The sequence below is a fragment of the uncultured Sphaerochaeta sp. genome (genome assembly GCF_963676625.2).
Lineage (GTDB): Bacteria > Spirochaetota > Spirochaetia > Sphaerochaetales > Sphaerochaetaceae > Sphaerochaeta.
Genome location: NZ_CAXXYB010000002.1, coordinates 166,588 through 187,669 on the forward strand (window position 1 = coordinate 166,588; position 21,082 = coordinate 187,669).

At 44.9% G+C, this 21,082-nt stretch carries 18 protein-coding genes; 15 read left to right on the forward strand and 3 right to left on the reverse strand.

Features of this window, described 5'->3' with window-relative positions; all coding sequences use genetic code 11:
- Positions 1–116: 116 nt before the first annotated feature.
- From ACHZBG_RS02455 to trxA, 4 genes are all read left to right on the forward strand, one after another.
- Positions 117–827, forward strand: coding sequence for a methyltransferase domain-containing protein (locus ACHZBG_RS02455; protein WP_320127853.1), 711 nt, complete (start codon positions 117–119; stop codon positions 825–827).
- Between the two features lie 126 nt (positions 828–953).
- Complete coding sequence (locus tag ACHZBG_RS02460) at positions 954–1,397, forward strand: single-stranded DNA-binding protein (protein WP_320127854.1); 444 nt, start codon at positions 954–956, stop codon at positions 1,395–1,397.
- Positions 1,398–1,736: 339 nt separating this feature from the next.
- A complete protein-coding gene (locus ACHZBG_RS02465) occupies positions 1,737–3,377 on the forward strand; it encodes a hypothetical protein (protein ID WP_320127855.1) in 1,641 nt (546 codons plus the stop codon).
- A gap of 205 nt (positions 3,378–3,582) precedes the next feature.
- The gene (gene trxA, locus ACHZBG_RS02470) at positions 3,583–3,903 is read left to right on the forward strand and encodes a thioredoxin (RefSeq protein ID WP_320127856.1); all 321 of its coding nucleotides are present in this window, start codon (positions 3,583–3,585) and stop codon (positions 3,901–3,903) included.
- A gap of 87 nt (positions 3,904–3,990) precedes the next feature.
- Here trxA and ACHZBG_RS02475 read toward each other — a convergent pair whose 3' ends face one another.
- A complete protein-coding gene (locus tag ACHZBG_RS02475) occupies positions 3,991–4,953 on the reverse strand; it encodes a hypothetical protein (RefSeq protein ID WP_320127857.1) in 963 nt (320 codons plus the stop codon).
- A gap of 92 nt (positions 4,954–5,045) precedes the next feature.
- Between ACHZBG_RS02475 and argH the strand changes: the two genes are divergently transcribed.
- Positions 5,046–6,419 carry an argininosuccinate lyase gene (argH, locus tag ACHZBG_RS02480; RefSeq protein ID WP_320127858.1) on the forward strand — a complete coding sequence of 458 codons (1,374 nt, stop codon included), beginning with the start codon at positions 5,046–5,048 and terminating at the stop codon, positions 6,417–6,419.
- A 79-nt stretch (positions 6,420–6,498) separates the two neighbouring features.
- On the opposite strand, the gene ACHZBG_RS02485 is transcribed toward argH, so the two are convergent.
- Positions 6,499–8,244: a Na/Pi cotransporter family protein gene (locus tag ACHZBG_RS02485; RefSeq protein WP_320127859.1), complete on the reverse strand. Its 1,746-nt coding sequence runs from the start codon at positions 8,242–8,244 to the stop codon at positions 6,499–6,501.
- A gap of 404 nt (positions 8,245–8,648) precedes the next feature.
- Here ACHZBG_RS02485 and ACHZBG_RS02490 point away from each other — a divergent pair, with 404 nt between their 5' ends.
- The 10 genes from ACHZBG_RS02490 (at position 8,649) to ACHZBG_RS02535 (ending at position 19,914) form a co-directional block, all read left to right on the forward strand.
- Positions 8,649–9,374, forward strand: a complete 726-nt coding sequence (locus ACHZBG_RS02490) for an ABC transporter ATP-binding protein (protein ID WP_320127860.1) — start codon at positions 8,649–8,651, stop codon at positions 9,372–9,374.
- Positions 9,371–10,849 (forward strand): FtsX-like permease family protein, encoded by a 1,479-nt coding sequence (locus tag ACHZBG_RS02495; protein WP_320127861.1) that lies wholly within the window; start codon positions 9,371–9,373, stop codon positions 10,847–10,849. The genes ACHZBG_RS02490 and ACHZBG_RS02495 overlap by 4 nt, the downstream gene beginning before the upstream one ends.
- A gap of 6 nt (positions 10,850–10,855) precedes the next feature.
- Positions 10,856–12,178, forward strand: coding sequence for an FtsX-like permease family protein (locus ACHZBG_RS02500; protein WP_320127862.1), 1,323 nt, complete (start codon positions 10,856–10,858; stop codon positions 12,176–12,178).
- Positions 12,179–12,212: 34 nt separating this feature from the next.
- The gene (locus ACHZBG_RS02505; RefSeq protein WP_320127863.1) at positions 12,213–12,977 is read left to right on the forward strand and encodes an outer membrane lipoprotein-sorting protein; all 765 of its coding nucleotides are present in this window, start codon (positions 12,213–12,215) and stop codon (positions 12,975–12,977) included.
- Positions 12,978–12,986: 9 nt separating this feature from the next.
- Positions 12,987–14,183 carry a hypothetical protein gene (locus ACHZBG_RS02510; RefSeq protein ID WP_320127864.1) on the forward strand — a complete coding sequence of 399 codons (1,197 nt, stop codon included), beginning with the start codon at positions 12,987–12,989 and terminating at the stop codon, positions 14,181–14,183.
- A 1-nt stretch (position 14,184) separates the two neighbouring features.
- A complete protein-coding gene (locus tag ACHZBG_RS02515; protein WP_320127865.1) occupies positions 14,185–14,877 on the forward strand; it encodes a response regulator transcription factor in 693 nt (230 codons plus the stop codon).
- Positions 14,874–16,172, forward strand: a complete 1,299-nt coding sequence (locus tag ACHZBG_RS02520) for a HAMP domain-containing sensor histidine kinase (protein ID WP_320127866.1) — start codon at positions 14,874–14,876, stop codon at positions 16,170–16,172. Before ACHZBG_RS02515 ends, ACHZBG_RS02520 begins: the two co-directional genes overlap by 4 nt.
- Before the next feature lie 243 nt (positions 16,173–16,415).
- Entirely contained in the window at positions 16,416–17,708 is a 1,293-nt protein-coding gene (prs, locus tag ACHZBG_RS02525) for a ribose-phosphate diphosphokinase (protein WP_320127867.1), read from the forward strand.
- A gap of 107 nt (positions 17,709–17,815) precedes the next feature.
- Entirely contained in the window at positions 17,816–19,024 is a 1,209-nt protein-coding gene (locus ACHZBG_RS02530) for a pyridoxal phosphate-dependent aminotransferase (RefSeq protein ID WP_320127868.1), read from the forward strand.
- Positions 19,025–19,257: 233 nt separating this feature from the next.
- Positions 19,258–19,914, forward strand: coding sequence for a hypothetical protein (locus tag ACHZBG_RS02535; protein ID WP_320127869.1), 657 nt, complete (start codon positions 19,258–19,260; stop codon positions 19,912–19,914).
- Between the two features lie 184 nt (positions 19,915–20,098).
- Here ACHZBG_RS02535 and ACHZBG_RS02540 read toward each other — a convergent pair whose 3' ends face one another.
- Positions 20,099–20,605 (reverse strand): hypothetical protein, encoded by a 507-nt coding sequence (locus tag ACHZBG_RS02540; protein WP_320127870.1) that lies wholly within the window; start codon positions 20,603–20,605, stop codon positions 20,099–20,101.
- Between the last annotated feature and the right edge of the window lie 477 nt (positions 20,606–21,082).

Consider the following 21,082-nt stretch of genomic DNA (forward strand, 5'->3'; position numbering starts at 1 on the left):
CGCCCTGACTTCGCTTGGGGCGCTTTTTCCTTTCTGAAACAAGAAGTGGGATGCATTTGGAAGCTGCACAAAGTAGTATGTCCTTATTAAGCATTTCAGACATAAGGAACATGACTATGAATACCTCTTTTACTGACAACTATGACAGAGCTTTTCTTCTGGATACCATGATGGGACCGAATGCCATGCGCATAACAGAAGAAATGGCGAGTTTCCTTCCTATTTCTCCGGGCATGCGTATCCTTGACCTCGGTTGCGGAACGGGAATTTCTTCCATCCTGCTTGCCAAAAAATATGATGTGACCGTGTTTGCAGCTGATTTATGGATTTCCCCCAGCGAAAATGCAAAACGCTTCGCAAGCCTTGGACTTGATTCAAGAATCTTTCCTTTCTTGGTTGATGCAACCAAGGAGATCCCGTTTGCACACGAGTACTTTGATATGATCATAAGCGTGGACTCCTATCAGTACTTCGGCACAAACGAGGGCATGCTGCCAAAGCTTCTGCCCTTTGTGAAAAAAGGTGGCCTGGTATCCATTGCCGTACCTGGATTCATACAAGATTTCCCTGAGGGGCAATTACCAATGGAAGTGCAACCCTTCTGGACACCTGAATGGTATTTTTATTCCTGCTCCTGGTGGCGGGCGTTATGGGAAAAAGAACCTGGTATTGCAATTACCGTGCAGCGTGAAATGAACTCATGCAAACAAGCTTGGGACGACTGGTTGCAATCCTCCAATCCCTATGCTCAACATGATATTGCAATGATGGAAGCCGGGGCCGGGAAATATTTCAATATCATTCAAATGGTAGGTAGAAAAATATAACAGGAACCTGGATGTAAAATTGTTTTCACCGTTTGCCCAAGTTGCTGAAGCAAAAAAAGTGTTTCATCTCCTTAAGTCTTTGTTACCGCCTTGGCGAAGCCCAAGGATAGGGGGACTTGACCCCCTTTGGACAGAACGACCAGGTGGTACGAGGCAGGGAAATGCATGAATAATCTCAATTCGGTGTTGCTTGAGGGGAATCTCGTCAAGGATCCCGAGAAAATTACAATCGGTGAAACTGGTCGTACCATGGCTCGATTTTCGTTGGCAGTGAACAGGTATTACAAGAACGGAAACAAGGAACCAGTTGAGGAAGTGATGTTCATCACCATCCAGGTATGGGGGAATCTTGCCCAAGGGTGCCTAACCTATTTACAGAAAGGACGTGGAGTTCGGGTGGTGGGAAGACTTCGCCAGGAACGATGGAATGACAAGGACGGGGGAAGCCATGAACGAATTGTCGTGGTTGCCGAGCATGTTGAATTCAAACCGGAAAAGACTGGGAAAACTCCTGAAATTCTCCAGGAAGAGGGAGAGATGGACTATGAAGATGAGGAGATCTCCATCTGATGATTGCTCTCTTTTTTTGTAGCCCCTCTTTAGGAGAGTGGACTCTCTTTAACCAACATCCTCCTATTGGAGCAATCCAGTAGGAGATTTTTATGCCTGGACAGAGCATCAAGACTAAAGTAAAAAATTATGCTGTTCATGTAAGAGTTGGATAAAACCATCCTTTCTTTCTCCTGGAGGGTCCGATGTCGTCGTGTTGCCCTGGACTGTTGCAGAATTTCAGGGAAAACGAATCTGAAGATTCTGGATAACTGAGCTGACTGGGTATCTGTCATTCCTTGACCTATCTTTTAAACATCACTACTTTCAAATTGATTACATATAAAGGATGAACGAATCATGATTGCTTTGATACCCGCAGGGGTTATTCTTGCCGTGGCACTTGCATGGTATCTGATACAAAGAGCACGTGTTGCCTCAGAACGGGTACTGAAAGAAGCTTACGGCCGTATCCCGGATGAAAAGCAGGAGATGGACCGGGTGGTCTCGTATCATGTCCATGCTGTACAGGCAAACGAGGAAGCCTCCTATCTGGATTCCACTACCTGGAGTGACCTCTCGATGGATGCCGTGTATCAGAGGGTCAACACGTGTCATTGCTCTGTCGGTGATGAATATCTGTATCATATCCTGCATGATGTAGCTACACCGGAGAGCACCTTGGAACTCCGCAACATACTCAGGGAATGGCTTTCCTCTGATGAGGCTTCTCGTCTGCGCCTTCAGAGGATTCTTGTGAATATCGGCAAGCAACCAGGTAACGGACTTGGTTCCTATGTGTTTGATCCTGTAGCCAAGCGATTGAGACATGATTGGCTGTATGGCGTATTGGCCATGCTACCCTTGGTGGCCTGTGCGATACTTCCATTATCAATACCGATTGGCCTGGCTTTTCTGATATGTGTCGTATGTTTGAATATTCTCGTATCGGTAACGAAAACAAGTACGTTGGAAAGTGATCTCGAGGCTCTTCGTTACTTCTCTTCCTTGGTACATGGAGCGAAAAGGATTCACCGTACATTCAAAAGTCGGTTGAATGACATAGGAGCAGGTGTCAACCTCGGGGATGACCTTGAGATATCTCTTGTCCCGTATAGACGCAGGGGTGGAGTCCTGCCGGGGAGCATGAATCGTTTTGCAGCCGAAGTGGAAGTTCCGTTCCTCGTGCTCAAGGCTGTGTTTCTCATGGATTTGATTCTCTATAATCGCACAGTCGATTTGATGATAATCCATAATCTTGAACTGCAACGGTTGTATGAGATTGTCGGCGAGCTTGACGTGGCTGTGAGTTCAGCATCGTTTTGCGCGAGTATCCCCTGGTATTGCAATCCTCATTTCGAGGAAAAGAATAGCCTCAGAATCGAGAGCGGGTACCATCCGCTGATCGGTGATCCGGTTCCCAATACCGTTGTATTGGAAAATGACTGCATCGTGACAGGTTCGAATGCTTCCGGGAAGTCAACGTTCATCAAGATGATTGCAGTAAATCACATTCTTGCCCAGTCATTGTTCATATGTTGCGCAAGGACATATTCACTTGGACGGGCGTATGTAATTTCATCCATGGCCTTGCGAGATGACATTGAAAGTGGTGAGAGCTATTTCATGGCAGAGGTTCGATCCCTTAGAAGAATTATGGATGAATGCAAGAAACAGAGGTGTGTCTGCTTCATCGATGAGATTTTACGTGGAACAAATACGCCGGAACGTATTGCTGCATCGACTGCAGTGTTGCGCGCGTTGCATCAGACAGAGAGTCTGTGCCTTGTCGCCTCACACGATATAGAACTGACCAGAATATTGGAGGGAGTATATGAGAACTATCATTTCAGTGAGCATTTTGAAGGAAATGAAGTTGCCTTTGACTATTTGCTGAAGGAAGGGCCCTCAAAGACACGGAATGCGATCCGTCTACTGGAATACATGGGTTTTGATAAGCAGGTCGTTTCTGATGCAAGAAAGATGTTGGGTGAGGATTGAGCAGAATGCGATTGAATTGTCGTGGTTGCCGAGCATGTTGAATTCAAACCCGATTTCCAGACAAAAGGTTCTGTGGCGATAAAAGAGGAACCTGAAGAGGAAATTGAAGATCCGGATTTGGAATTTTGAGCTTTCCTTGATGGTTTTGTATCTTTCTTTTTTCCCGCTCTCAGGGTATCATGCACTCAGACAAGGAGCAATTTGAATGAGTGAGATATTAATTACGGCTGAGAATTTTGAAGACGAAGTCCTGAAATCCGAGTTACCGGTACTCGTCGATTTTTGGGCGGAATGGTGTGGTCCCTGCAAAATGATTGCACCTGCCGTTGCTCAGCTTGCTCTGAAATACGAGGGAAAGGTCAAGGTTGCCAAGGTGAATGTGGATGAAGCCAGCTCCGTTGCGAGTATGTTCAACATCTCCAGTATCCCGACCTTGGTAATTTTCAAGAAGGGTGAGGTTGTTGCCCAACGCATGGGTGCAGCTTCTCTCTCTGTCCTTGACGGCTTTGTAAGTCAGAACCTCTAGGACTTTCCTTTTGAATGTATCTTGATAAGGGGGTGAGAACCCCCTTGTTTCGTATCTATCAATCAAGGTTCGTTTTTTTACTTACAGTCAATTTGAGGAACTATAATGCTCTTCCGTGTTCTTTGTCCCGAAGGTTGCCTTCTTGGTATCGGCAACATACCAATCCTCAGAACTGTTTGTATCCTGCGCTTTGTAACGGCAAAGACTTCTGGTAGAAGTACCATGCGTTGAATTGATGCTTTTCAGTGCCGAGGAACTATTCCATTGTCCACAGGATACAAGATAGTCTGCACTCTGTTTAAGCGACTGGGATCCGAATCCCTCATAACTGGTGGTGGTCAGATTGCCATATAGCACGGCGTCGAGAACAGTGCTGTTGTATTCCGGGGTTTCTGTTACGACAAGACAACCATTGTTGGAACCCAACCCTCCGAGATTTTGTGAGACATAGGCAGCCTTTTGATTGCCTGCCTGGAAATTGATTACAATATAATCCCCTTGCCATACCTTCTTGTCAGGAAGGATGCAACGGTCGTTATAGGTGAGCCCTGTCCCATCAGAAATAGTCAGTCCCGCGAGATTTCCACTTTTGACAACCAACAATTCTACCCTGTCAGGATTGTTCTCTGTCCCCTTGGTTGTGAACTCATTGATCAAAAGACCAGCGGGATGAGTGTTCTTTGCCCAAAGGGGAGCTGTGAATCGAGTGCTGTTTCCTTGTTTGTCCTCGACTCTGGCCTCTACGGTACAATAGGTAGCCAGGGCCAAGGGGGAGTCTAGGTACAAGGATAGGCTTTTGCCCGTACAGAGAAAATTTGTGGTGGGAACTTGATTGACCAAGATCTTGCAACGGTCCGGGGCCAAGATTTCATCGAATTGAAAGTAGAAGGTAGTGGGATTGACAGTATCCGAACTGAGTAGTACCGGAGGTGCACAATCCTGCTTGGCAAAGAGATCCGTTATTGTCGGAAGAGCCTGGTCGCAGCCGCAACTGGTTGTCAAAAGCAGAAGGAAGAGGCTTGCCCACGTAAAAGTTTTCTGGTGTTTCATACATTTTCTGGATGATAAGAAGGGCAATTGCTTCAATTGACAGAACGCAAGGAAAAAAACTAGACTTCAAATCATGTTGGAGGGGTATTGGTATGGCCAAATTGTGGCAGAAAGATTATTCACTCGATTCCTTAATGGAAGAATTTACCGTCAGCAATGACTATATTCTCGACCAAGAACTGGTAATTTCCGATTGTCTTGCCTCTATCGCCCATGCGAGGGGTTTGATGGATATAGGAATCCTTGATGAAGATGAATTAGCTTCGCTTGAGCAGGGCTTGTCGGAAATCATTGTACTCAGGCAGGAAGACAATTTTCCCATCACTCGTCAAGATGAAGATTGCCACACGGCTATAGAGGGGTATCTGACCGCAAAGCTCGGGGAAACAGGAAAAAAAATCCATACCGGTCGAAGCCGAAATGACCAGGTGCAGACTGCCTTGCGGCTTTGGATGAGGGAATTTTCCATTCGTCTTTGCCGTGAAACCGGAGTGTTTGCCCAAGCTTTGCTTGATTTCTCCAAAAAATATGAGTTTGTTCCCATGCCAGGAAGGACACACATGCAAATTGCAATGCCATCCTCTGTTGGTCTGTGGGCTGCCTCGTATGCCGAGGAGTTCTATGACGAGGCCCAGAGACTTATGCAACTATCCTGGACCCTTGACCAAAGTCCCTTGGGTTCCGCCGCTTCCTATGGAGTTCCCCTTCCTTTGGACAGGACCTTTACCGCGGACCAGATGGGATTCACCCGGGTCCAGAACAATGTGTTGTATGCCAATAACAGCAGGGGAAAGTTTGAAGCCATGTTGCTTGATTGTTGTGATTACATTGCATTGACAGCCAGCAAGCTTGCCCAGGATCTTATTCTCTTTACGCTTCCTGAGTTTGGCTATTTTTCCCTTCCCGTACAATTGTGCACCGGTTCCTCCATCATGCCCCAGAAAAAGAACCCGGATGGTCTGGAATTGGCTAGAAGCAGATCCTCGGTGGTCTCTTCCTGTGCTACCCGTGTCAAATCGATTATCAGGAGTCTTCCCTCAGGCTACAACAGGGATTTCCAGGATACCAAGGAACCCCTTATGGTCGGTACGAAGACAACCTGGCAATTGGTTCAGATAATGCAACGGATGCTTGAGGGACTTGAAGTTCACCAAGACAAATTGATTGCCGCCTGTGTGCCTGAGTTATATGCTACCGACGTGGTTTTGCAGAAAGTCCTTGCAGGCGGGAATTTCAGGGATTCCTACAAGGATATCGGCCTTCATCTGGATTCCGTCCAAGGTATGGATCCTTTTGAGACGATCAAGAGTCGGACCAGTCTGGGTACCACGGGTAATCTTGGGTTGGACGAGGATGAATTGTTCGTTCGACTTATGGTTGATGGCTGTGATGATATATTGGCCTCCTATGCAGAGACCTATGAGAATCTTTGCGGACTTGAAGCTGTCCAGGCAGTTCTGTACTGAAAAAAGTTGTGGGAAAAGATACAGAAAAATCCTTGCAGTAATTGCAAGGATTTTTCTATGGCCTGATAATAAGTTCTTTTTACAGGAGTCGATCTCCCGGATGATTGGCTGTACGCTTCTGCAGGACCGGGGTATGTTTTACCGCTTGGTGGTAGGTTTCTGCTATGTTTGTGCAATAGTCCCCGATATGTTCCAGGTGCCTGATCTTTTCAAGTACCAGCAATTCGACACGGACATCAGCCTTGCCACTGGTCAGACGATCCTGGACGACTTCACTTAAATGGTTCCTCCAGGTATTGATCTGTTCCTCGAATTCATTGGCTTTTTGCATCTCGGCCTTGGTGAGAGTCCTGTCCATCCTGTCCCTGACGTAATCGAGGAACTCTTGTACCAGCAATTCATATTGCCCAAGTTCCTCTGCCGTTGATTCCTCGAATTTCCAGCCATGTTGGAAACGTCTCTGGCTAAGCATGGCCAGGTTGAAGCAACTGTCAGTTACTGATTCAAGCTCATCCATTACCCTGATCAAGCAGTTCAAGGTCGTTGCATTGGTAGGTGTCTGGGAGTCCTGTAGCAGGTGTACGCAGAAATTGGATAGCTGTTCCTGCATCTGGTCAGCATATTCCTCGTCCCGTTTCATTGCCTGGACCTCAGTCTCGATGTTCACGTCTTGGCTGTTGGACATCTTTCGGTATCTGGTAAGCATATTGCAGGCAAGATTCGCCATTTTCCTGATTTCATCTCGGATGGTCAGCATATACAACTCGGGGCTGTCCATAAAGGTTCCTCCGATATAGGCAAAATGGTAGGTGCCTTCATCATATTCAACTTTTGCAGGTACCAGTTTCTCGATCAGCTTCGCATAAGGGCGAACAAAGGGGAAGAAAACAACTGTGTTGATGACATTGAAGAAGGTATGGAACATTGCCAGGAACAGGGGCAAGTTCTTGGCCAGGGCCGTTCCAGTCATGGAAAAGATATCCCCAGGGGTGAGCAGATTGACTATATGAAGCAAGGGTTTGAAGAAAAGGATTGCCAAGAAACTTCCAGTTACATTGAACATGATATGTGCCCAGGCAGCTCTTTTAGCCGTTGTGCTGGTTCCGATTGAGGCCAAATAGGCGGTAATGGTGGTACCGATATTTGACCCAAGGATCAAGGCGGCGGAGGCGGAAACCCCAAGCCAACCGTTAAAGGCCATGGTCAAGGTCATTGCCATGGCAGCAGAGGATGATTGCACGATGACCGTGATGGCCGTTCCGATGAGAATGCAGGCCAATACCAAGAAAATCGAGTTGCCGTTGAATTTTTCAAGGAAGGAGAGCACCCCGACATTACCGGAAATATCTGGCATGGCATGTTGCATTGAACTCAAACCAAGGAACAAGAGACCGAAACCAAGCAGGATATCGGCAATTTCCCTGGTCTTGGCCTTCTTGGAGAACATCATCGGTGCTGCAAAGGCAATCGCCACCAAGGCAAGGGAGGAAATATCCAGCTTGAACCCCAGTATGGCGACGAGCCAGCCTGTGAAGGTTGTACCGATATTGGCCCCCAGGATCACTCCGATTGCCTGGATGAGATCCATAAGGCCTGCATTGACAAAGCTTACGACCATGACCGTGGTAGCGGAAGAGCTTTGAATGAGCATTGTTATGAGAATACCGGTCATTACTGAAATGAACCGATTTTTCGTCATAAGCCTAAGAATGGCCTTCATCTTGTCTCCAGCAGATTTCTGGAGTCCTTCGCTCAAGAGCTTGATTCCAAAAAGAAACAAACCCAAGCTACCTATAATCTGGAAAAAAATCATTATTGCTTTCATATCAGCTGAAAAGGTAGCAATTTTACGGCATGTTGGTAAAGAGCTTGGTTTTCTATTATAGGAAGAACAAAGGGGTTTTTGGGGTATAAGAGTTTAGCCAAAAGTGGTCTTTCTTGGTTTCCTGGAATTGTAAAAAATGTTGTAAATGTATCAAATATATGTAAATAAAGTGTTAGTAATCTAATAATTCCAGCAGATGAAAAAGGAAAGTGAAAAAAGGAATTTTTTTACCTTTTTTTAATGAAAAGAAATAGAAAGTTCATTGTAATGGGCGATGCGATAACAATTTGTTATTTTTGTTAAGGGTACTTCTATTCATGAGATCAAAAAAGTTCAGTATAGTCTGGACTATGTATTGCAGATTGAATACAAAAAAATAGATATATGCCTTAGGAGATGATTATATGGAGCAAGAAAAGGAAACCATCGTTTCACTGGAAGACGTCTACAAGGTATACCCTTTGGGCAAGACTGAAGTTCATGCTGTCAAAGGTGTGTCGTTTGATATTGTAAAAGGTGATTTTATTTCCATAGCAGGACCTTCCGGGTCGGGAAAATCAACTATTCTCAATATGATCGGATGCATAGATACCCCTACCCAGGGAACCGTGAAAATCAATGGAAAGGCAACCAGTGGTTTGAAAGACAATGAAATTACCTTGCTTCGCCATCAAACCCTGGGCTTTATTTTCCAGAGCTTCAATCTAATTCCTGTCCTGAATATCTATGAGAATATTGAATTTCCCCTTCTTTTGGACAAATCCTTCAAACAAACCAAGGCGGAACGCAAGGAATGGATCGACTACCTCATTGCTACGGTAGGATTGGACGACTGGAAAACCCATAGACCCAATGAACTTTCGGGCGGGCAAAGGCAACGAGTGGCAATAGCCAGGGCCCTGGTTACCAAACCTCTTATTGTCCTGGCCGATGAACCTACGGCAAACTTGGACTCAGTCAACGGTGAGGCAATCATCGATCTCATGAAGAAAATGAACAAGGATGTAGGTACGACGTTCATCTTTTCCACCCATGACCAGACAATCGTGGATATTGCTGACCATGTAATCATCTTGAAGGACGGGAAAATCGTTAGCGATGAACGGAACAAGAGTGGGAGTATCCGATGAATGGTGTATTGATCAGGATTGCCTTCAGGAACCTGAAGGAACACAAGACAAAAACGCTCATCATAGGGATTCTTATTACCTTGGGAATCGCAATCTTGGTGGTTGGCAACAGCTTTACCGACACTATCAAGCAAGGTATCGCCAAGAATTATATTGCCAACTACACAGGCAACGTCTTTATTGCTTCCTCTTCCATCAAGAAACCGTCCTTGATCATCTCCAATGAGATGTTAGAGTCGACCCCTAAGATCGTACCTGACTTTTCGGCAATCCAAAACCATGTGGAGTCCCTTCCCGAGGTAACAGGTACCACCGGGCAGATAAACGGGGTGGCCTTGGGCAAATGGAATGAAGTAGGGGAAGCCTTCATGTTACTTTTTGGTGTTGACGCTACCTCCTATCAGAATCTTTTTCCCCAGGGGATCAAGCTCACCAGTGGATCCTTTCTCACCGAGGGAGAACCGGGGATTGTCTTGTCAAAGACAGTAGCTGAAATGTTTGAAAAGAGTGCAAAAAAGGAAATCAAACCGGGGGATACCATTGTTCTCAGCTCCATGAACAATGTTTCCGGTACGAAGATCAGGGAAGTTACCGTCAAGGGCATCCACGATTACGGAGATGCTTCCTTTGATTTATCCTATGTATGTTTCATTGACCAGGAAACCCTTCGTATTCTCAACGGGATGGTGCTCAATACTGCTGATTCCCTGAACCTGAGTGGAACGGAAGCTGCTTCTTTGGGAACCTTTGATGAAAGCAGTCTTTTTGGCAGTGATTCGGCTTCCTTGGTTACTGATACGGTAGATGCCGATGGTCCGATTGTTGGCAATGACTGGACAAATGTCCTGGGAGATACTTCCCAGAGAGCCTACTTGAATGAGACAAATCCCGATGCCTGGAATTATATGTTGATAAAACTGGACAACCAGAATCAGGCACCCAAGGTAATTGCCCAGTTGAATGAGTATTTTACTGCTAACTCGATTGATGCAAGGGCTTGGAACTGGCTTGATGGTGCCGGCATGAGCGCAAAACTTGCAGATACCATAAGTGTTGTCTTCAATATCCTGCTGTTCGTCATAGCAATAGTTGCCATCATCATTATCATGAATACCCTGGTAATCTCTGTTTCCGAACGGTATGGGGAAATAGGGACAATGAGAGCCATCGGGGCGAAGAAGGGGTTTGTAAGGAAGATGATTTCCTTGGAGACCTTGATGATCTCCCTGGTCTTTGGCCTTGTAGGGGTAATTTTGGGCATACTGATTGTATTGATCATGCGTGGAATCGGTATAGAGGCTTCAAACCAATTCATGCAAATCCTTCTAGGAGGAGATGTCTTCAGGCCTGTTGTCTCGATAAGGGCCATTATCCTTTCGCTAGTTACAGTTTCACTTGTCGGTCTGATAGCAAGTCTCTACCCTGTCTCGGTAGCCTTGAAGATCTCACCGCTTGAAGCTATGAATAAAGGTTGATGAAATATGAATCTATTGAAAATTGCCTATAGGAATGTCTCGAGACAAAAGCGCAGGAGCAATCTTCTTGCCTTGGCCATTGCCTTCGGGGTAATGATGATCATCCTGGTAAATAGCCTTACCCAGGGCTTGGTGCAGAATACAGAGAAGAATTTCGAATCTGCCCTTGGAGGTCATATTTATCTCACCGGGGAGGTTAAGCTTGACAGTGGAAAGATTGCCAATCAAATTTCTGATCCTCAGATTCTGGATGCAGTAATTCCTCAGTTCAGCGATTATATCGCCGACTTTCAGAAACGTTCGACCATATCAGGGGACTTTATTTTTCATTCAAAATCAACAACAAGCATCCTGTACGGAGTTCACTGGGATGCTGAACAATCCTTGATTGATTCCATGGAAGTCGTTGCCGGTTCCCTTGACCGACTTGGAGAAAAAGAAGCTATTGTCCTTCCTCAGGAAGTTGCAAATAAACTTGGAGTTGAGGTCAATGAGGGAATTCTCATTAGTTTTTCCACCGTAACCGGGCAGGCCAATGTGGGAGAATTTACAGTTGTCGCAATAACCAAGGATACAATGGGACTGGGATTTGCCTTTGCCTATGCCGATATCGGATATGTCAATGAATTGGTTGGCTTGGCTCCCTGTGAATATCAGTCGTACAACCTGACACTCAAGGACATTGCCCTGATAAACCCTGTATCGGCTAAGATCAAGCAAGCCTTGATCGACCAAGGGGCTAATCTGAAACCGGTGGAATCCGAAAGTGACTCCCTGATGTCCCAGGGCGGAATGGCCAGTGCGATGTTTGGCTCTGACAAAAAAGAGGAAACTTGGATAGGTACACGGTTCAATGTGGGGAATCTGAACGATTATATGGATATGGTGCAGCAAATTGTATCCATCCTGAATGGAGTTGCCCTTGGAGTTTTCTTGATAATGCTTCTCATTACCATGGTTGGCCTGATGAATACGTTCAGGATGATCATGATCGAAAGAACCCGGGAAATAGGAACTATGCGGGCAATAGGTATGCAACGAAAGGATGTTTCCAAGTTGTTCCTTCTGGAAGGGGCAATTCTGGCCCTGCGAGGCATATTCTATGGAGTGATTGCTGAATTGGTGGTCGCTACGATCCTTCATATGATTCGGTTTGCCGATGGATCCAGTTTTGCAATCATCTTGAATCATGGACATATCGCGGTTCCCTTCGTTTTTTCCAGCATTCTGACGATTACCCTCATCATCCTGTTTATTACATTGATTGCCGTTTTATCGCCGGCTCGAAAGGCTGCCAAGCTCCAGCCGGCAGAAGCTCTGCGTTCCTAGGATTAGTGAACGTATATAAGGAATAAGGAAAGATATGAATAGTACGAGACGTTATCTGATTATATTGTTTGTTTGCACATTTGTAACGATTACAGGGCTTTCTGCGGCAACCTTGACAGAAGGGCAATCGATGCTGAAAACTCTTGATGATCAATCAAATCTTAAGGAAAAGGATTTTTCTGCCCTGATGACGATGATTTCCGAAGATCCTGATACAGGGGTGGAAAAGACCAAGGTCTTGCAATTCCGTAGTGATAATGATGACAAGTTTTTGTTGCTCATTCAGGAGCCTGCCGTAAAAAAAGGACAGGGGTACCTTCTCGTCGATGATAACCTTTGGTTCTATGATCCAGAGAGCAGGAAATTCTCCCATACTTCCATGAAAGACCAGTTCAACCAATCAGACGCCAATAATTCCGATTTCAATAGTTCTTCATTGTCAGAGAATTACAAGGTTGCTTCCATTGAAGAGGGAAAACTTGGAAATTATTCAGTATATATTCTCGATATAGAGGCTTTGAACAATGAAGTCACGTATCCGAAGCAGAAACTCTGGGTCACGGCAAGCAATACCTTGTTGCTCAAGAGTGAAGATTATAGTGCGAGTGGACGGTTGATGCGGACAAGTTATTATCCTTCGTATACCAAATCCGAGGGGAATTTCATTCCTACCAAGATGATTTTTGTCGATGAACTGATTCCTGGAAAGAAGACCACCATCAACATAGGGGAGATTTCTTTTAAGGATATACCCGATACCGTGTTCACAAAATCGTATGTAGAACGTGTAAATAATTAGGAGTGAACGATGACTGGATTACGACTACGTAGGGCAATATTTGTTCTGCTTATCTCGATTGCTATGCTTTTTCCCTTGTTTGCCAGTGAAGAGGACGCACTTTTTGGTGATGGTTCATTTACCGATACCAATTCTGGCGATGCCTTGTTTTCTGACGCTACGGAAACAGCCTTACCCCTCAACGATTTGCTTCTTTCAAACAAGGAGGGAATTACTCTTGGAGGCTCCTATTCCCTTGTCGTTACCCCTAGCTTTTCCAAGAATCTTGATTCGGGGGTATCTACGGATTCCTTGACTACCGAGATGAATACCACCTTGTATTTTGATGCAAGGCCTGATACCTCAATTCGGGTATATGGAAAGGCCTATATATACTATAATCAAAAAAATGCGACCAATTCCCTGACAATAACGCTCCGTGAATTATTCAGTGACTTTGCTATCAATGATGCGGTCTTTTTTCGTATCGGCAAGCAAGTCATAAACTGGGGGGTGGGGTATTACTTCAGCCCTGCGGATTTGTTGAATGTCGAGCAAATTGATGTGTTGGATCCTACTGCAGACCGTGAAGGAGCTATTGCCATCAAGGCAAACGCACCACTGGGAGTCAATAACTTGTATGGCTATATTGTGCTGCCAGATGATGGAACCGATCTTTCTGATCTTGCCTGGGCTGGAAAATACGAACAGGTCATAGGTCAGACGGAAATTGGATTCGGAGGTTTTTACAAGGATGGTGAGGACCCTGCGGCCATGCTGACGGTCTCTTCAGGAATCCATGATATTTCCCTGTTTGGCGAAGCAGTGACAAAATACGGTTCTTCTGCTTTGTATTTCCAGGGAACTGCCGGAGCCCAGTTTTCCTGGTCTTCCGATTACAGTGATTTTGCCGTCTCTTTTTCCGGCCAGTATTATTACAACGGCAAGCCGAGCGCAGTCAGTTCGGATATGTCTCAGTATGGAGCCTCTTCGGTTGGTGTAACCTTTACCGATACGCTTTCAATCGGATTGTTCTGGTACGGGAATCTGTCAGATTCCTCTGGTATGGTAAAACCAACCCTAACCTGGGCGCCTGACGATTATATCTCCATGACTTTTGGTCTGACCTATTTGTATGGAGGAACGGGTTCTCAATTTACGACACCGTTTGCTGGCCAGGCACTGATTGCTTCGTTGGCTGTTACCTTGGGAGGTACGAGTTTTTGATATGAAGGCACATGTATTGATCATCGAGGATGAACAGGAAATAGCTGAGCTGATTCAGCTGTATCTTAAAAAGGAAGGAATTGATTCCTTTTTGGCTGATTCTGCAGAAAAGGGAATGGATTTTCTTTTGCAGAACGCTGTTGATCTTATTCTTCTCGATATCAATCTGCCCGGAAAAGATGGGTTTGAATTTCTCCAACAGTTCAGGAAGACCTCAAATATTCCGGTTATCATTGTCTCCGCAAGGGAGTCCGATGAGGATACCATCATGGGATTGGCTGTCGGAGCAGACGATTTTGTCTCCAAACCTTTCAGTCCCAGGGTACTTTCGGCAAAAGTACGGGCATTTCTGCGCAGGAGTCTGGTCTTTTCCCAGGATGAACGGAAAATCTATCGTTTTGGTGCTTATATTTTGGACTACGATGGATATAATCTCAAAAAAGAGGGCCAATTGGTTGCTCTTTCCGGTCGCGAGTTTGAGATTCTCCGTTTGTTCGTAGATAATTCGGGGATTGCTTTCTCTCCCCAGGATATCTACGACAAAGTCTGGGGCCAGGATTATGGCGATATTTCTGCAGTTTCTGTATATGTACAGCGGATCCGCAAGAAAATCGAAAAGGACTATCGTAATCCTGAATATATCAAGACCATCCATGGAAAGGGATATTTATTTCCCAGAGAAAAAATCCTATGAAGCTGAAGAACAGGTTTGTCCTGATAATCGTAGGTTCTTTCGTAATTCCAGCCTTGGTATCTTCTTTGGTTTTTCTATTCCTCGCCCCTGATTTCTTGCAGCTCAAGTTGGGGCCGGCAGGTTTCAGACAAGTATCAGTATCTCTTTCCCGGGCAAAAAACTTGACGGAACTTGAGGCAATTTCTGAAGAATTTCCCCAGCAGATGTTTTTCTATGTCTTTGACAGTCAAGGACTGCCTGTTTTCCAAAAAGAATCAGCAACAGGGGAAGGGCTCTTTTCTACAAATATATCCCAGCATACAGTTTTTTCCAGGGAGTTGCTTCTTTCTGACGGCAATCGCTATTTTGTTCTTTCTGGGATAAATAGGGAGCTCCTTTCGATGCCTCTGTCAGGAGGACTTGTCCTGGGCTCCGTATTGCTGTTCCTCTCGATTCTTTCCATGATTACCATCCGTTCGATCAATACGTCCCTCATGCAATTGAAAAAAGGGACCAAGCGTATCGCCGATGGAGACCTTGATACTCCCATTGTCATCAAGGGAGATGATACCTTTGTTTCCCTTGCCGAGTCCTTTGATACCATGCGATTAAAGGTCAAGGAAGAGCAGGACCGACAGATGCGATTTTTCATGGGTGTCTCCCATGATCTGAAAACTCCCTTGGCCTCGATTACCGGATACTCGGAGGCTTTGCTCGATGGATTGGCCCCCGATAGGGAAACTGAGGAAAAATACTTGCGTATCATCTATACGAAAGGGAATCTTCTTGAGCAGCGGATTTCCCATCTTATCGGGTATATGAAACTGAATACCATCCAGTTCCGACATGCCTTGCAACAACAGAAATTAGTCCCCTTCCTGCAGGCTTTCGTGGAAACGCAAAGCGAAGAGGCTTTATTGCAAGGGTATCAATTCAAGGCTTCCCTGGATGTCGAGGAAAATACCTTGGTACGGTTTGATCCGGAATTGTTTTCAAGGGCAATGGAAAATCTGCTTCAGAATTGTGTACGATACGGTATCCATACCAAACCAATCAGGCTATCCTGCGAATATTTTGAGAACCAGATTTCCCTGCGGTTTTCGAATTATCATATCAAGATGTTGTCTCCCTTCGTAGCCGAGCATATGTTCGAACCCTTTTTTCGTGGTGATCAATCAAGGAGGGGAGAGGGTTTTGGCCTGGGGCTGGCTTCCGTAAAATCCATTGTGGAAAGTCATGGTTGGTCAGTTCGGGGGTATTCACTTGAGAATGCAGGGGTTACGGTATTTGAAATTCTGATTCCCCTTGGACTCTGACTTTTTTGATATCTTTGCAATTCTTTTGCTTGTAAAAAAATAGGCCTCTTTCTAAGACCTTTTGATGTAGATAATTACTGAAAATTAAGCTATGTGTCTAAAAAGTCGTTATTTCTTAAGGCAAACAGTAATTTTTCCTTTCACTATTTTGCAGTGCAGAATTTCTGATATTCCTGAGGATTGAGAGAGCTTTGAGCATGAAAATGGATTGAACTTTCATTGGCGTTGTTGTATGGTTTGCCCATGAGCATTATCAAGCCACACAAGCTCGGGGTTATCGCAGGTCCGGGTTCTGAGTATTTTACCAGCAAGGTAGTTAAGCATTTACGACGTCTTTACCTCGAAAGGTATGAAAAGCTCTCAGCCTCGATGGCCAAACGCCATGGAATGTCTGAAGAAGATGTTTTGAAGGCCGTCACTTTTTTGGATGATCTGAACAACAAGAAGATTCCGAGAAGCAAGTGTCCCTCTTCTTTCCAATGCCCAGATTTTACGGTAAAAGTAAAATATACCCGATTTGCCAATGGCGAAGAGAAAGCCGAAGTCCTTGATGCTGTAAGGGGTCTGAGGGTTTTTATTGTATATGATCTTTCCAATATGGAACCGGTACGTGTCGCAGGGGCTGATGAGCCCATCCATTTGTCGGTAAATGACCACTTGATGTTTCTCTTGACCACTATCAATGCCATTCAACTGGCGGGGGCTGAGAGTGTCACGTTGGTTCTTCCTACCTACCCGTATGCTCGTCAACATAAGAAATCAGGACGAGAAGCCCTCACTGCCGCTATGTTCGGCCATATTTGTGAAATGCTTGGTGTTGAGAGAATCATAACCTTGGATATCCATAGTCGCGAGATAGAGAACAGTTTTGCCAATCTTCATCTGGAAAACCTTCATGGTTCCTACCAGACACTCATTGCCTTGCATAAACTCATTGATTTCAGCGATCCTGACTTGGTTGTGGTATCGCCCGATACCGGAGCTATCAGCAGAAATAAATTCTATGCCCAGTCCTTGCATAGGCCTTTGGCCATGCTGTACAAGGAGAGGGATTATTCCATCGTAAGCAAGGATGCGAAGCATTCCAATATAAAAAGTATAAATTTACTTGGAAATGTTCAGGGCAAGACTGTCTTGATGGCAGATGATATGATTGCCACCGGGGGTACCATGATTCTCGCCATGCGAGAGTTGATGAATCTCGGGGCCAAGAAAATTATTTGCATGATCAGTCTTCCCTTGTTCAACGGCAATGCAGTCGAAGCCTTCGACGCTGCCTATAAGGAAGGCGTTTTTTACCGGATTATCGGTACCAATGCAGTCTTTCATGGTCATGACCTCTTGGATAAAGAATGGTATGTCCAAGCTGATATCACTGAACTTTTCGCTCGGGTAATCAGCAGGCTTCACCATGGCCGTTCCATCAGTCCCTTGTTGGATAACCGTAAGTTCATCCAAATCCTTATCGATAACAGTCAGGCAAATCCTCAGGCGCCGCTTCCCGGTGCCAGCGCTACCGACCCGGACCGCGACTAACCAATATCATTGGTTTTTGCGGTACCGGGTTACACTACTTTCCTTGGGTCTTGTCGTAGGCAAGATCCCATGGATTGACTCAAAACCAAAGCTTGGGAGTTGCCACCATGCACATGTCTAATCGTATCTCTTCCTTTCAATGTTCACCTATCAGACGACTTTCCCCCTATGCCCGCGAAGCGGCTAAACGGGGAATAAAAGTATACCAATTGAATATCGGACAACCTGATATCAAGACTCCGTCACAGGTCATCGATGCTGTCCATTCCTATGGTGAAACCATCATAGCCTATGGAAATAGTGAAGGGCGCCAGGAGCTTCGCGAAGCGTTGCCAGCTTACTACAAGAAATTTAGGTTGGATGTATCCCCGGATGAAATCTTGATCACTACCGGTGGTAGCGAGGCTCTGCAATTTGCTTTCATGACTTTGTGCGATCCGTATGACGAGGTCATCATCCCTGAGCCGTACTATACCAATGTCTCTTCGTTCGCAAATATTGCCATGGTGAATCTGGTTCCTGTTACAAGCAAGTTCGAGGATGGCTTTGTTTTGCCGGATATCGCCGAGTTCGAAAAGAAAATCACTCGAAAAACCGGCGCCATCTTGCTTTGCAGCCCAAACAATCCTACCGGGCATATCTATACTGCCGAGGAATTGCTTCAACTTTTGGAGTTGGTCAAACGGTATGACATCTTTTTGATCGTCGATGAGGTTTATAGGGAATTCTGTTACGACGGGAAGAGTTTCTCGAGTGTGCTGGCCTTCCCTGAATATGCAGACAGAGTCATTTGCGTAGATAGTTTTTCAAAACGGTACAGTATGTGTGGTTCCCGGATAGGGGCTTTGATTTGCAAGAACCAGGATGTATTGGCAAGCGCTCTCAAACTTGCCCAGGCCAGGCTCTGTCCTCCCGATATCGAGCAAGTAGCTGCCTTGGCTGCCTTGGATACCGATGATTCCTACCTAGTTGAAGTTCAAGCTGAGTACGAAAAACGCAGGAATTTCATCGTGGAGGGATTGCAAAAGATCGACGGTGTCAAATGCAGTTGTCCCAAGGGAGCTTTCTACTTGGTAGCCGAGTTGCCAGTCGATGATGCCGAACGTTTTGCCGTTTTCATGCTCAAGGATTTTAATCTTGACGGGGAGACTGTCATGGTGGCGCCCTGCGAGGATTTCTATGTGACCAAGGGTATCGGCAGAAAACAGATTCGTCTTGCCTATGTCTTGAATACCCATGATCTGGATCATGCTGTCAAATGTCTGGATGCAGGTCTAAAGGCTTATAGAAGGGATGTTCTCAAGGAAACTATCTGAGAATTATATCTTTTTGATACTGGTATCCGCTTTTTTACCTAGAAGTAAAAGTCTTCAAGCAAACCGCTTTCGATAGGGTTGTTGAAGGCTTTTATTATTTTGAAGCATCTTGGCAAAGGAATTTTCCTCTCTCTTGAAAAGAGTCTTTTTCCTGTAGGTTAGATAAAAATTGACAACTGCAAAATACTAAGGTAAATTGATGCTTTATAAATAAAAAGGGATGGGGAAAAAGTATGGGTAGTAAGAAAAGCAATAGGTTGCTCCTAGGGACAATGATTCTTGTGATTCTCGCCGGTTCTGTCGGTTGTGAGCTTTCTGATGCTGCATTGCAAAGCTCTGAAGGGGCAGGTCGTTCAGTAAGCAGTCAACTGACAACGACTTCAAAATCTACGTCACAAAAGACGTTTACGGCGACTGTCAATCTTTATCAGGATTACCTTAATGTCGTCACGCTCGATATGGGTAATAGCAACCACCATAAGACAATCGAGGAGACCCTCTATAGTTATCAGTATGGACCGTATGGTGGGCCTGTTGTATCAGATTGGGATTTGTTGAATGGCAAGAATGTTGTCATGACAAATGTTACCAACTACAATTTGGATCCTGAAACCGGTGAGATATCGGGGTCGAACCATAGCGTAATCAATATTGTAGATGAAAATGGTGAGGTTCTCCTGTGTCTTGATGCCAACGGAAATCTCAAAGGAGACTTGTTTGGTGCCGAGATCAATATGAACTGGGTTTCCCAAAAATCGAAAGATGTGGATGTAAAGGCTAATGGCAAAGTAACCGGTACATTCGCCTGGATGGGTTTTGATTATGAAAATATGGAAACCATACAGATCCTTCCCAATGGAACCTTCACTCTTACAGGTACCTATAAATAGACTAGTGACGCTAACAAGATAGGATATTTCTAGCTCCCTGTGAAAGGAAAGCTGTTTTTTGCAGGGCTTGGGAACATTGGCCAGGCAGATGCCATTAAAATAAAAGAAACTCCAATGACAGCGTACCGATAATACATTGGTACATTGTCTTTTGGAGTTTCTTCTTTAACCAAGTTACAGGAAATTAGGCTTCGCTTTCTTCCCATTGAGTACGAACTTTCAGTTTCGCCTTATCCCAAGCCTTGGCAATAGTTGCATCTAGATTAGCTTCCATATCTGCACGTTCTTCATCTGATGCAGCGCGTAATTCAGTAGCCATGGCTTCTGTCCAATCTGCCTTGATCTGTGGTAACGCTGCTTCCCATTTAGCTGTAGCTTCCGCTTCTGCTGCATTTACGCTTGCAAGAAGAGTCTTTCCCTCAGATGCTTCAGTAGAACCTGGCTGATTGATAAAGAGTTCCTCTAGGGTAGCCTTTGAGGCAGTGTAATCCTTGCTTTCAAGTTGAGCTTGTGCATCTGAAAGGAGTCTTCCTGCGTCATAGATGGATGCATCCAATGCGGTAGCCATTTTTGCATTTTCTTTTTTAGCTGTTTGTACAACAGTCATGTTCATGATTGCAAATACAAGCAATCCTCCAATGAGTAGTGCAACGATCCGATTTACCAGCAAATTGTCTTTGAAACTAGCCATTAAGTCCTCCGAATTGTAACATCCCAATGCATAGTGTATTGGGTGAGTGCCTAGATGCAGGTCCATACTGTCATTTGATTTTTGGATTCTTTTGATATCAAAATAATTGGAGTCAAGAAGAGAAGCATGATAAGCAACTCAGATACAGTGTACTCGGTATAACATTAATAAGATATAGCACAAAAGATTAGTGGGCAAATGAGTTCTTAGCAAGCAAATCACCTTTCTTGATAAACATCATAATAGATGTGCATCGCTTCAGCTGAAGTTGAAATCCTTTCAAGAAATAAATTCCCTGTTGGTCAGACTTTTTTTGTTGGAGATGTCAAAGAGACATCCTTCTCAATGGTTTTTGTGGGTGTTTCTTTTGCAAGGGAAAGGAGAAGATTGGGTTTTGAACAAACCCCAGGGGAAAATTCTCTTGCATTTTGCTAGCACATCCAGTTGATTTTTCTATTTTAATATACTCTCAGTCAC